At 53.8% G+C, this 12,758-nt stretch carries 16 protein-coding genes; 13 read left to right on the forward strand and 3 right to left on the reverse strand.

Annotated elements, in window-relative coordinates:
* Positions 1-1,413, reverse strand: coding sequence for a glucuronate isomerase (uxaC, locus tag F384_RS17045; RefSeq protein ID WP_046487521.1), 1,413 nt, complete (start codon positions 1,411-1,413; stop codon positions 1-3).
* Positions 1,414-1,884: 471 nt separating this feature from the next.
* Between uxaC and exuT the strand changes: the two genes are divergently transcribed.
* From exuT to F384_RS17100, 11 genes are all read left to right on the forward strand, one after another.
* Positions 1,885-3,186: a hexuronate transporter ExuT gene (gene exuT / locus F384_RS17050; protein WP_046498338.1), complete on the forward strand. Its 1,302-nt coding sequence runs from the start codon at positions 1,885-1,887 to the stop codon at positions 3,184-3,186.
* Positions 3,187-3,323: 137 nt separating this feature from the next.
* On the forward strand, positions 3,324-4,100 hold the full coding sequence (exuR, locus tag F384_RS17055; RefSeq protein ID WP_046487524.1) for a transcriptional regulator ExuR: 777 nt from the start codon (positions 3,324-3,326) through the stop codon (positions 4,098-4,100).
* A 338-nt stretch (positions 4,101-4,438) separates the two neighbouring features.
* Complete coding sequence (yqjA, locus tag F384_RS17060; RefSeq protein ID WP_042998225.1) at positions 4,439-5,101, forward strand: DedA family general envelope maintenance protein YqjA; 663 nt, start codon at positions 4,439-4,441, stop codon at positions 5,099-5,101.
* 3 nt (positions 5,102-5,104) lie between these two features.
* On the forward strand, positions 5,105-5,488 hold the full coding sequence (gene mzrA / locus F384_RS17065) for an EnvZ/OmpR regulon moderator MzrA (protein WP_046487527.1): 384 nt from the start codon (positions 5,105-5,107) through the stop codon (positions 5,486-5,488).
* Between the two features lie 148 nt (positions 5,489-5,636).
* On the forward strand, positions 5,637-6,005 hold the full coding sequence (locus F384_RS17070; RefSeq protein WP_046487530.1) for a DUF1090 domain-containing protein: 369 nt from the start codon (positions 5,637-5,639) through the stop codon (positions 6,003-6,005).
* A gap of 32 nt (positions 6,006-6,037) precedes the next feature.
* Positions 6,038-6,343 (forward strand): DUF883 family protein, encoded by a 306-nt coding sequence (locus F384_RS17075; RefSeq protein ID WP_042325238.1) that lies wholly within the window; start codon positions 6,038-6,040, stop codon positions 6,341-6,343.
* A 2-nt stretch (positions 6,344-6,345) separates the two neighbouring features.
* Complete coding sequence (locus F384_RS17080) at positions 6,346-6,750, forward strand: phage holin family protein (protein ID WP_042325334.1); 405 nt, start codon at positions 6,346-6,348, stop codon at positions 6,748-6,750.
* Positions 6,740-7,033 (forward strand): YqjK-like family protein, encoded by a 294-nt coding sequence (locus tag F384_RS17085; protein ID WP_046487533.1) that lies wholly within the window; start codon positions 6,740-6,742, stop codon positions 7,031-7,033. Before F384_RS17080 ends, F384_RS17085 begins: the two co-directional genes overlap by 11 nt.
* Before the next feature lie 254 nt (positions 7,034-7,287).
* Positions 7,288-7,680, forward strand: coding sequence for a DoxX family protein (locus F384_RS17090; protein WP_040073926.1), 393 nt, complete (start codon positions 7,288-7,290; stop codon positions 7,678-7,680).
* 70 nt (positions 7,681-7,750) lie between these two features.
* Positions 7,751-8,737, forward strand: a complete 987-nt coding sequence (locus tag F384_RS17095; protein ID WP_046487540.1) for a glutathione S-transferase family protein — start codon at positions 7,751-7,753, stop codon at positions 8,735-8,737.
* A 289-nt stretch (positions 8,738-9,026) separates the two neighbouring features.
* A complete protein-coding gene (locus F384_RS17100) occupies positions 9,027-9,398 on the forward strand; it encodes a DUF805 domain-containing protein (RefSeq protein WP_046487541.1) in 372 nt (123 codons plus the stop codon).
* Positions 9,399-9,455: 57 nt separating this feature from the next.
* Here F384_RS17100 and yhaJ read toward each other — a convergent pair whose 3' ends face one another.
* Positions 9,456-10,352, reverse strand: coding sequence for a DNA-binding transcriptional regulator YhaJ (yhaJ, locus tag F384_RS17105; protein WP_046487542.1), 897 nt, complete (start codon positions 10,350-10,352; stop codon positions 9,456-9,458).
* A 104-nt stretch (positions 10,353-10,456) separates the two neighbouring features.
* Between yhaJ and F384_RS17110 the strand changes: the two genes are divergently transcribed.
* Both F384_RS17110 and F384_RS30180 read left to right on the forward strand, forming a co-directional pair.
* Positions 10,457-11,158: a pirin family protein gene (locus F384_RS17110; RefSeq protein WP_046487543.1), complete on the forward strand. Its 702-nt coding sequence runs from the start codon at positions 10,457-10,459 to the stop codon at positions 11,156-11,158.
* Positions 11,159-11,176: 18 nt separating this feature from the next.
* Positions 11,177-11,338, forward strand: coding sequence for a hypothetical protein (locus F384_RS30180; RefSeq protein WP_052746953.1), 162 nt, complete (start codon positions 11,177-11,179; stop codon positions 11,336-11,338).
* Positions 11,339-11,423: 85 nt separating this feature from the next.
* On the opposite strand, the gene F384_RS17115 is transcribed toward F384_RS30180, so the two are convergent.
* A complete protein-coding gene (locus F384_RS17115; RefSeq protein ID WP_046487545.1) occupies positions 11,424-12,737 on the reverse strand; it encodes a serine dehydratase subunit alpha family protein in 1,314 nt (437 codons plus the stop codon).
* Between the last annotated feature and the right edge of the window lie 21 nt (positions 12,738-12,758).

Genomic DNA, 12,758 nt, shown 5'->3' on the forward strand with positions numbered 1-12,758 from the left:
TTAGTTCAGTTCAATGGCGAAGTAATCACGCGCATTGTTAAAGCAAATATTTTTCACCATCTCACCCAGCAGTTGAATATCCGCCGGGGCTTCACCGGCCTGCACCCAGCGACCGATCATCTGGCACAGAATGCGGCGGAAGTATTCATGACGGGTATACGAGAGGAAGCTGCGGCTGTCGGTTAACATGCCGACAAAGCGGCTTAACAGACCCAGTTGCGCCAGTTGCGTCATCTGACGTTCCATGCCGTCTTTCTGATCGTTGAACCACCAGCCGGAACCGAACTGCATTTTTCCTGGCATCCCTTCCCCCTGGAAGTTGCCGATCATCGTGCCCAGCACCTCGTTATCGCGTGGATTCAGGCAGTAGAGGATGGTTTTCGGCAACAGGTTCTCTTCATTCTGCTTGCTGAGCAGTTTTGACAGCTCTTCAGCCATCGGACGGTCGTTGATAGAGTCAAAGCCCACATCCGGCCCCAGCAGTTTGAACTGACGCAGGTTGTTATTGCGCAGGGCGCCAATGTGGTACTGCTGTACCCAACCACGACGCGAATATTCCGCGCCCAGGAACACCAACACCGCAGTTTTGAACTGTGCCACTTCATGCTCGCTCAGCGTCTCGCCCGCCAGGCGGCGTGCCAGAATGCTATCCAGTTCAGCGTCACTGGACTCTGCGAACAGCACCACATCCAGCGCGTGGTCGGACACTTTACAGCCGTGCGCGGCGAAGTGGTCAAGGCGTTTGGTCAGCGCGCTTTGCAGATCGCTAAAGCGACGGATGTCGGTGTCAGAGACTTCACCCAGTTTTGCCATGTAATCGTTGAAGGTCGCCTGCTCAATATTGAAGGCTTTATCCGGACGCCAACTCGGTAACACTTTCACCAGGAAGCTGCTGTCTTTTGCGACCGTGGCGTGATGTTCCAGCGAATCAATTGGATCGTCAGTGGTACCGACCATTTTCACGTTCATCTGCTGCATGATGCCGCGCGCGGAGAATTTATCCTGCGCCAGCAGTTCGTTGCACTGATTCCAGATCTCGTCCGCCGTTGATGGAGAGAGCAATTTGCCCGTCACGCCAAACGGACGACGCAGTTCAAGGTGTGTCCAGTGGTATAACGGGTTGCCGATAGTATGCGGAACCGTCGCCGCCCACGCGTCAAACTTCTCGCGATCGGAGGCGTCGCCGGTACACAGGCGCTCAGCGACACCGTTGGTCCGCATGGCGCGCCATTTGTAATGGTCGCCCTTCAGCCAGATGTCATACAGGTTATTGAATCGGTAGTCTTCGGCGATTTGCTGCGGCGGCAGATGGCAGTGGTAATCGAAGATAGGCTGGTCTTTGGCGTAATCATGATACAGACGGCGGGCAAATTCAGTATCAAGTAGAAAATCTTCTGTCATAAACGGGGTCATTTTCGTCTTCCTCTCAACGAGTGCGTCTGATTGCTTATGTAGCGATGCTGACAAAGTTATCACACCAATTTCCAGGGGCTGTAGATATTTTCGTGAGATAGATCAATAAATGCTGACAAATTATTTACCCTCAAAGAGGTAAACACCGTCCCAGGCCGCGCCAGCTCTGGTATCGCCGAATCGAAATAATAACCATGCTAAGATTCACACTTTTGTGATGGCACTCACCTTTTAAAGTTGTATGACAAGTTATCTTTCTGCCGTCGCGATACATAAGCAGACGGAATGCAAAATTACCGATGATTCATCATCGGATTGACCGGTACGGAAACCGAATTAGCAAAATTTATTTATGGCAACGTTCGGGCGTACCGGCTTTTTTTTGGTTACCCCGTCGTAAACAGCATCCTCTGCCCCAGGCAGGAAGATGACCGCGCTCCTTGCGGAAATAACAAAACGATGAGGTTTTACATGCGTAAAATTAAAGGGTTACGTTGGTACATGATTGCACTGGTGACGCTTGGCACCGTGCTGGGTTACCTGACGCGTAACACTGTGGCGGCTGCTGCGCCAACTCTGATGGAAGAGTTGCACATCTCCACCCAACAGTACTCCTATATCATCGCAGCCTATTCTGCTGCTTACACTGTCATGCAACCTGTTGCCGGCTATGTGCTGGATATACTGGGTACCAAAATAGGCTACGCGATGTTTGCCGTGCTATGGGCCGTTTTCTGTGGCGCAACCGCGCTGGCAGGAAGCTGGGGTGGCCTGGCGCTGGCGCGTGGTGCGGTCGGTGCGGCAGAAGCCGCGATGATCCCGGCAGGCCTGAAAGCCAGTTCCGAATGGTTCCCGGCGAAAGAGCGCTCCATTGCGGTCGGCTACTTTAACGTCGGTTCCTCTATCGGTGCGATGATTGCTCCGCCGCTGGTTGTCTGGGCGATCGTGATGCACAGTTGGCAGATGGCGTTCATCATCTCTGGCGTCCTGAGCTTCATCTGGGCCATGTCCTGGCTTATCTTCTATAAGCACCCGCGTGACCAGAAAAAACTGACGGACGAAGAGCGCGACTACATTATTAATGGTCAGGAAGCGCAGCACAAAAACAGCACCCAAAAGAAAATGTCACTCGTGCAGATCCTGCGTAACCGCCAGTTCTGGGGTATCGCTCTGCCGCGTTTCCTTGCTGAGCCAGCCTGGGGGACATTTAACGCCTGGATCCCGCTGTTCATGTTCAAAGTCTATGGCTTTAACCTGAAAGAAATTGCGATGTTCGCCTGGATGCCGATGCTGTTTGCCGACCTCGGTTGCATCGTGGGCGGTTACCTGCCGCCGCTGTTCCAGCGCTGGTTTGGCGTCAACCTGATTGTCTCACGTAAAATGGTCGTCACCCTCGGCGCCGTACTGATGATTGGCCCAGGGATGATCGGTCTGTTCACCAGCCCATACATCGCCATCATGCTGCTGTGTATTGGTGGTTTTGCTCACCAGGCCCTGTCCGGTGCGCTGATTACCCTCTCTTCTGACGTCTTCGGTCGTAATGAAGTGGCAACGGCGAACGGTCTGACCGGGATGTCTGCCTGGCTCGCAAGCACGCTGTTTGCCCTGGTAGTCGGTGCGCTGGCAGACACCATCGGCTTCAGCCCGCTGTTTGCGGTACTGGCCGTGTTCGACCTGCTCGGTGCGCTGGTTATCTGGACCGTGCTGCAAAACAAACCGGCCAGTGACGTTGATTCCGATACGCAGTTCAATAAGCCGGCAGCGCAGAGTTAGCCTGCCGACGAATAATACATAAGCAAACCAGGCCGCCTGCAGGCACTCGCAGGCGGCTTTTTCGTTTCTGCGTATAGAGCCAACCTCGCGAAAGTGGTATAACAAATACAGTCTGCCGTATCATGCCTGGAGTGCATATGGAAATCACCGAACCACGACGTTTGTATCAACAACTTGCCGCTGATTTAAAAGAGCGCATCGAACAGGGCGTTTACCTGGTGGGCGATAAATTGCCTGCAGAGCGTTTTATTGCCGATGAAAAAAACGTCAGCCGTACCGTGGTTCGTGAAGCCATCATCATGCTGGAAGTCGAAGGATTCGTTGAGGTTCGTAAAGGTTCCGGGATCCACGTAATTTCCAACCAGCCACGCCACCAGCAGGCCACTGACGAGTCACTGGAGTTTGCCAACTACGGTCCTTTTGAGCTGCTACAGGCGCGTCAGCTTATCGAAAGCAACATTGCGGAGTTCGCCGCAACCCAGGTCACCAAGCAAGACATCATGAAGCTGATGGCTATCCAGGAACAGGCGCGCAACGAAAAATGTTTCCGCGACTCCGAATGGGATCTGCAATTCCACATTCAGGTTGCGTTAGCCACCCAGAATTCAGCGCTGGCCGCTATCGTGGAAAAAATGTGGACTCAGCGCAGTCACAACCCGTACTGGAAGAAACTGCACGAACACATTGATGCGCGTACCGTGGATAACTGGTGTGACGACCACGATCAAATCCTTAAAGCGTTGATCCGCAAAGACCCACATGCGGCAAAACTGGCGATGTGGCAGCATCTCGAGAACACAAAAATCATGCTGTTTAATGAAACCAGCGACGATTTTGAATTTAATGCTGACCGTTACCTGTTTGCCGAAAACCCGGTGGTTCATCTTGATACGGTGGCAAACGCAACAAAATAATATTTCTTGATTCGACAGGCGCGCCGCGGCGCCTGTCAGTAAGCGAAAGGTATAAAGTGTCAGCCTGTGTAAATCCTCTCGCCACCCTCTCCTGCGATCAGCAGAATCACACTTCACGGACGTGTAATTTCTATAACGGACTACGTTGACCTTTGTTACAATTAGATGCAATTCGAATTTATGTTTGTTAGTGCTTGCTTAATTCATAACTTTTAACAGGGAATAGTTCAGGCCGCGGCTTTGCGCCGTCCGCACACCATGCAAAACATTAACAATGATGCGGCGTAGCAAACTGTTGATCCCGGCGTGACGTTAACCAATTCGACCTGGAATACTGAATGGAACTTTTGACTCAATTACTGCATGCCCTGTGGGCGCAGGATTTTGAAACACTGGCCAATCCTTCCATGATTGGCATGCTGTATTTTGTTTTATTTATGATTCTGTTTCTGGAAAACGGGTTGCTGCCAGCCGCCTTTTTACCCGGCGACAGCCTGCTGGTGTTAGTGGGTGTTCTGATTGCTAAAGGCGCAATGGGCTTTCCGCAAACCATTCTGTTACTGACCGCGGCGGCAAGCCTCGGTTGCTGGCTGAGCTATATTCAGGGTCGATGGCTGGGCAATACCCGCATTGTACAAAACTGGTTATCACACCTGCCCGCCCACTATCACCAACGCGCTCACCATTTGTTCCATAAGCATGGTCTTTCCGCCCTGCTTATTGGCCGTTTTATCGCGTTTGTTCGCACCTTGCTGCCTACTATCGCGGGTTTATCCGGCCTGAATAATGCCCGCTTTCAATTTTTCAACTGGATGAGCGGGTTGCTGTGGGTGCTGATTTTAACCAGCCTGGGTTATCTGCTGGGGAAAACGCCGGTATTCCTGAAGTATGAAGATCAGTTGATGTCGTGCCTGATGCTGTTACCCGTTGTGCTGCTGGTTTTTGGCCTGGGCGGTTCACTGGTCGTCCTGTGGAAAAAGAAATACGGGAATCGAGGGTAAGGAATGCTAAAACCGCGCATAACGCTTAAACAACTGGCCTGGAGCACCGCCTTTCTGCTGGTGTTAAGCGCCACGTTGTTGGTCTGGTCAGCGATTCGTCAACAAGAATCCACGCTGGCGATCCGTGCCGTCCACCAGGGGGCCAGCGTGCCGGACGGCTTCTCGATCTGGCATCATCTCGACGCTAACGGCATTCGTTTTAAAAGCATTACACCGAAGAATGACACTCTGCTCATCACTTTCGATTCCAGCGCCCAGAGTGCCGCCGCCAAAGCGGTGCTCGACAAAACGTTGCCACACGGCTACATCATCGCTCAGCAGGATGATAACAGTCAGGCCGTCCAGTGGTTGTCACGTTTACGCGATACCCCACATCGGGTAGGGTAATCTCCAGGAATCCGAATCATATCACCCACTTTGGTGATTTCAGCGATTAATGTCTATGATTAATGAGGCGGTGGGGTCACCCTGTCGCTTTATCACTGGATCATCGTTTCTGAATTCATGGGGACGAGTCACAATGGAAGGTTCAAGAATGAAATACCGCATCGCTTTCGCTATTTCCCTTTTCGCGCTCAGTGCCGGCAGTTATGCCAACACCCTCTGTCAGGAGAAAGAGCAGGATATTCAACGGGAAATCAGCTACGCCGAAAAACACAATAACCAGAACCGTATCAATGGGCTGAAAAAAGCGCTCAGCGAAGTCAGAGCCCACTGTACTGACAGCAAGCTGCGTGCCGATCATCAGGAAAAAATTGCTGAGCAGAAAGAAGTGATCGCCGAACGTCAGCGCGATCTCGCCGAAGCGAAGCAAAAAGGCGATGCGGACAAAATTGCCAAACGCGAGCGCAAGCTGGCGGAAGCCCGGGCTGAACTGAAAGAGCTCGAAGCTCGCGACTACTAAGCATCAGACCACTTACTCACCTGGAGAATACTATGTCGAAAGAAAACACATCGGAACATCTGCGCGCTGAGTTGAAATCCCTGGCCGATACGCTGGAAGAGGTGCTGAACTCCTCTGGTGATAAATCGAAAGAAGAGCTGAGTAAGATCCGCAGCAAAGCCGAACGCGCGCTGAAAGAGAGCCGCTATCGCCTCGGTGAAACGGGCGATGCTATTGCCAAACAGACCCGTGAAGCCGCTGCGCGTGCTGACGACTATGTGCGCGAAAATCCGTGGACCGGTGTCGGGATCGGCGCGGCAGTGGGCGTCGTGCTGGGCGTTTTGCTGTCGCGTCGTTAATGATGGCGGATCCTCATCACGCACAAGGGCCCGGGAAAAGCGTTCTGGGTATCGGGCAGCGGATTGTCACTATCCTTGTTGAGATGGTGGAAACCCGGTTGCGTCTGGCAGTGGTCGAGCTGGAAGAAGAAAAGGCTAACCTCTTTCAGCTCCTGCTGATGCTGGGACTCACCATGCTCTTCGCGGCATTTGGTTTGATGAGCCTGATGGTGTTAATCATCTGGGCCGTCGACCCGCAGTATCGGCTCAATGCGATGATTGCCACCACGGTCGTTCTGCTGGCTCTGGCACTGATTGGCGGAATATGGACGCTGCGCAAAGCGCGGCGCTCCACATTGTTACGCCATACCCGCCATGAACTGGCGAATGACCGGCAATTGCTCGAGGAGGAGAGTCGTGAGCGGTAAAGTCGAACGTGCACAGCGTAAGGCCCGACTGCTTCGAGAGATCCAACAGCAACGGCTGGATCTTTCAGCCAGTCGTCGTGACTGGCTGGAAGCCACAGGCGCTTACGATCGTGGCTGGAACACGCTGCTGAGTTTGCGCTCCTGGGCGCTGGTCGGCAGCAGCGTGATGGCGGTCTGGACGATTCGCCATCCTAACCTGCTCGTGCGTTGGGCAAGGCGTGGGTTCGGTCTCTGGAGCGCATGGCGACTGGTCAAAAAGACGCTGCGCTCGCCTGTCGCCTGATGGCGCTTCGCTTATCAGGCCTACGCACGCTCACACTCAATATGTAGGCCGGATAAGGCATCGCCGCCATCCGGCAACGGCAATACCGCTCCACCACAAAATCAAAATTTTTGAAGATTATTGACAGTTTTCCTTGCTAACAATTCTCATTCTTCCCGCTTATGATTCTCTCCATCGACAGCAATGACGCGGAACACCGCGAAATTGCACTAAAAAACAAAATCAGCAGTCTGTGTGGTTTCCTGGAGAGAAGAATGAAAAAATTAGAAGATGTTGGTGTACTGGTAGCACGTATTCTGATGCCAATCCTGTTTATTACCGCAGGTTGGGGAAAAATCACCGGTTACGCAGGTACCCAACAATATATGGAAGCGATGGGCGTTCCGGGATTCCTGCTGCCACTGACCATTTTGCTCGAGTTTGGCGGCGGTCTGGCGATTCTGTTCGGTTTCCTGACCCGTACCACCGCGCTGTTTACCGCAGGCTTCACGCTGCTGACCGCGTTTATCTTCCACAGTAACTTTGCGGAAGGTGTTAACTCACTGATGTTCATGAAAAACCTGACCATTGCTGGCGGCTTCCTGCTGCTGGGTATTACCGGTCCGGGCGCATTCAGTATCGACCGCGTACTGAACAAAAAGTGGTAAGCGCTCTATAATGAATGAAAAAGAACGAGGGGATTTTCTCCTCGTTTTTGCTATCTGAGGGAAAGAAATCATGGGACAACTGATCGACGGCGTCTGGCATGACACCTGGTATGACACCAAATCTACCGGGGGCAAATTTCAACGTTCTGTATCGGCATTCCGTAACTGGCTCACGACGGATGGCACACCAGGCCCTTCCGGCGAAGGCGGTTTTGCTGCGGAAAAAGACCGCTATCATCTGTATGTTTCACTCGCCTGTCCGTGGGCGCACCGTACGTTAATCCTGCGTAAGCTCAAGGGGCTGGAGCCGTTTATCTCCGTCTCGGTGGTGAACCCATTGATGCTGGAAAACGGCTGGACCTTTGACGATGATTTCCCGGCGGCCACGGGCGATACCTTATATCAGCATGAGTTTCTGTATCAGCTTTACCTGCACGCCGATCCCCATTACAGCGGTCGCGTCACCGTGCCAGTGCTGTGGGATAAAAAGAACCATACGATTGTCAGCAATGAATCCGCTGAAATCATTCGCATGTTCAATACGGCGTTTGATGCGCTGGGCGCAAAAGCCGGGGACTACTATCCTCCCGAACTGCGCAATAAGATCGACGAACTGAACGGCTGGATTTATGACAACGTTAACAATGGCGTCTATAAAGCTGGCTTTGCCACCAGCCAGCAGGCCTATGACGACGCGGTAGAAAACGTCTTTACCGCGCTGGCGCGACTGGAGCAGCTCCTCGGTCAGCATCGCTATCTGACGGGCAATCAGCTCACAGAGGCAGATATTCGTTTGTGGACAACGCTCGTCCGCTTTGATCCGGTGTATGTCACACATTTCAAATGCGACAAGCATCGCATCAGCGACTATCTCAACCTGTATGGTTTCCTGCGTGATATTTATCAGATACCGGGCATCGCGGAAACGGTCAATTTTGACCATATTCGCAATCACTATTTCCGCAGTCATAAGACGATTAATCCGACGGGCATTATCTCCATTGGCCCGTGGCAGGATCTCGACGAACCGCACGGGCGTGACAGCCGTTTTCGCTGAGTGAATCCAGGCACCCTTCAGGGTGCCTCCGTGCGCTGAAAAAGAAGGAAAAAACGGGGTTTTTCCTTCTTTTTGGTTATCAGCCGAAAATCCATGAATTGATTTTCCTGGTTTTTAATTAGGTGATCTCTGCTTGTCCGGTATCAGGATGAGATTTGTCATCACTCTCCAGGCACCCTTCAGGGTGCCTTATTAATTCACTATTCAAATATTTACCACCTAATCATTCGCAACTATTCTTATTTTGATTGCTTTTAAAACAAGTGATTGTCACAAGGTTGAGGCGAAAATGGACTGGTATATAAACGTTTTACGCAATTACGTCGGTTTCGGTGGCCGGGCCCGCCGCAAAGAGTTCTGGATGTTCATTCTGGTCAACATCATCTTCGCGTTCGTACTGGGCGTCCTGGATAAGATGTTTGGCTGGCAGCGCGCCGGAGGAGAAGGAATACTGACGACGATTTACGCGATCCTCGTCTTTTTACCCAGTTGGGCCGTTCAGTTCCGGCGTCTGCACGATACCGATCGCACCGCCTGGTGGCTGTTATTGTTAGTGATTCCCGTCATCGGCTGGCTGGTGATCATCCTCTTTAGCTGTCAGGACGGCACGCCCGGCGAAAACCGCTTCGGGCCTGACCCTAAACAAAACGAAATACGTTGATCATATTCGGGACAATCGGTTTGCCCCGAAGAGGGTAATCCTGAAGCAAAGCGTCGCTTATTTCCTGGCAAACAGTTTTGGAATTTCGCGCAAACACCAGGCTTTGGCTTCGCCCATACTGTCTCGCCGCCAGGCCATAATGATGTCAATCTCGCTGGTCGATTCCGGACTGACCACGCGCAGTCGCCCTTGTGCAATATCCTCTTCCACCAGCGGATACGGCATCGTCGCCACCCCTAATCCTGCCAGTAACGCCTGACGCTTATCTTCAATGGTACTGACGGTGAGGCGCGCTTGTTTATCCAGCAACTGTACCGTTAATACCGGACGTTCACGTGCGGTATCCGCGACCGCGACGCCGCGATACTTCACTCGCGTTACTTCCGACAGCGGTTCCGGCTCCTGATGAATCGGGTGATCCGGTGCGGCAACATAGACGTTCATCAGGGTATAAAGCTTGCGGGAGTTAATTTCAGACGACGAGCGAAAGTGCATGTCCGGGGCCACCACGATATCCGCTCTGCCCTGTTCCAGCCGCTCCCATGCCCCAGCCAGCACTTCGGTGATCACCGAAAGCTGCGTATTGGCTTTGAGGGCCAGTTTATCAATAAGCGGGAAAAAGGCCGGGGTCGGCACCAGTGCCTCAGTCACAATCGTCAGATGCGTCTCCCACCCTCGCGCCAGCGCCTCGGCGTCCGTGGTGAGCTTATCTGCCGCCTCCAGCAACACACGCCCTCTTTCCAGCAGCATGCGCCCAACGTTAGTGAATTTTGTTCGATGTCCGGAGCGGTCAAACAACACCACATCCAGCTCTTCTTCCAGTTTCTGCATGGTGTAGCTGAGCGCAGACGGCACGCGTCCCAGTTCATCTGCCGCTGCAGCAAAGCTACCGCGGCGATCTATCGCGTCCATTACGCGTAATGCCTCAAGCGTTAATGCCCTTTCTTTGGCCATATCGTTCTCATTCAGGAAATTTGAACATACCGGGCAGAATATCTGGCTAACAATGCAGCGTCCAGCCCCTTAACATAAAAGGAAGTAAAGAGAGGTCAAGAACTATGATTACTACCCGGACAGCCAAACAATGCGGACAAGCAGACTACGGATGGCTGCAGGCCCGTTACACCTTCTCCTTTGGACACTATTTCGACCCTAAACTGCTGGGCTACGCGTCGCTGCGCGTGCTCAATCAGGAAGTACTGGCGCCCGGCGCGTCCTTCCAGCCGCGCACCTGGCCAAAGGTGGACGTGCTCAATCTGATTCTCGAGGGCGTTGCTGAGTACCGTGACAGTGAAGGCAACAATGTGCAGGCCCAGGCGGGTGAAGCATTACTGCTCGCGGCTCAGCCAGGCATCAGCTACAGCGAGCATAATGTCGGCAAAGACAAACCGCTTACGCGTATGCAGCTGTGGCTCGACGCCTGCCCTGAGCGCGAGAATGCCCTGGTGCAGAAGATGAAACTGACAAAGGCTAAACAGCAGCTGATCGCGTCACCCGACGGCGAGAACGGCAGCCTGCAGTTGCGCCAGCAGGCGTGGGTACACCAGATCGAGCTGAATCAGGGCGAGTCGCTGAGTTTTCAGCTCCACGGCCCGCGCGCCTATTTGCAGTCGATCCACGGTACCTTCCACGCCGTGACCCACGATGAAGCGCGGGAAGCGCTGACCTGTGGCGACGGAGCCTTTATTCGTGATGAAGCTAACATAACGCTCGTTGCCGATACGCCGTTGCGTGCTTTGCTGATAGATTTGCCGGTGTGATGAGTAACGGAGTTACCTATGAGTAAGAAAGCGAAAAAAGAGATCCCGACCGTGAAATCCGACGTTGCGCAGACGCCTCCCGCCCCTCGTGCTTTTGGCTACGAGGAGATGTTGACTGAGCTGGAAGCGATTGTTTCCGATGCCGAAGTTCGGTTAGCCGAAGAGGACGAAACCGCCTGAGGCCCGTTGCCGGATGACGGCGCAAGCGCCTTATCCGGCCTACAAACATGTTTTACCGTAGGCCCGATAAGCGAAGCGCCATCGGTTAATGCGCTTTACGGGCCATGATCTCGATAATCTGCTTATCCGTTTGCTGCATTGAATGACATGCCAGCGCACACAGGTTGGCAATAGACTGTTCCACGTTGTGCGCCACAATCCCCTCGTTACCCGTGACCGCCGTATCATCCAGCGCCATCAACACGGCTTTCCACGCCGCAGACGCACTGGTGGACACTTTCATCGCGCAACTGTTGGATGCCCCGTCGCAAATCATTCCGCTGACATCACCAATCATGCTGCTGATCGCCATCGAAATCGTGCGGTAGCGTCCTTCGTCCACCAGCCAGGCCATCCCTGCCGCGGCGCCCATCGCGGCGGTCGTTGCCGCGCATAGCGCCGACAGACGCGGAAGCTGATGATGTATATAGATTGCGCTCAGATGGGAAAGCATCAGCGCGCGCGCCAGTTTCTCGTCATCCGCGCCAAAGTGCTCGGCGACAACCATCACCGGTACCGTGGCGGTGATCCCCTGATTGCCGGAACCGGAATTGCTCATGGCGGGCAGCGTTGCCCCGCCCATGCGCGCATCCGACGCCGCGCTGGTCCGGATGAGAATAGCCGTCGAAAGATCGTTTGCCAGCAAACCGCGCGCGCACTGCTTTTCCATCGTCGCGCCAATGTGCAGTCCCCAGTTTCCCCGCAGCCCCTCCTGCGACAACGCGCCGTTGAGCCGGGCGGCGTCGAGAATAAAACGGATGGCGTCAAAGGGTACCGTATTCACAAACGCCAGAATCTCTTCCAGCGAGGTCTCAGAAAGCACCGCCAGCGGCGATTCCTGCGCCTCACCGCTGGCGTTCGCTTGCTGAGAAAACGTCACGCCGTTATGCGTTTCGATACGCACAATGTGGGTATGACCGCCCACAATGGTGACGCACGCCCAGCCGTCATGGCTATAGACCTTCGCCCGGGAAAACAGGATATCGTCACAAGGTTGCTGCAACATCACCGATACCTTGCCGGCGTCCAGCATCGCCTTCGCATCGGCAATCGCCTGCGCGGAAGCATCTTTCAACACCTCCAGTCCGGCATTCGCATTCCCGCCCAGCGCCCCCAGCGCAGCGGCGATGGGCAGCCCAACCATGCCGGTTCCCGGCACCGTCACTCCCAGTCCGTTTTTCATCAGATTGGGCGAGACCCAGGCATCGATTCGCTCCACCACGCCACGCAGTTCAGAGGCCGCCACCGCCGCAGCCAGCGCGAGGGAAATCGGTTCCGTACAGCCCAGCGCCGGTTTCACCTCCTCCTGTACTGCGCGGATGAAACGCGACCACAACGGATTTTTTATCGTCTCAGACATAACAACAACCTTCAGGATAAA

Origin of the sequence: Citrobacter amalonaticus Y19 (assembly GCF_000981805.1) — a bacterium.
Taxonomy (GTDB): Bacteria; Pseudomonadota; Gammaproteobacteria; order Enterobacterales; family Enterobacteriaceae; genus Citrobacter_A; species Citrobacter_A amalonaticus_C.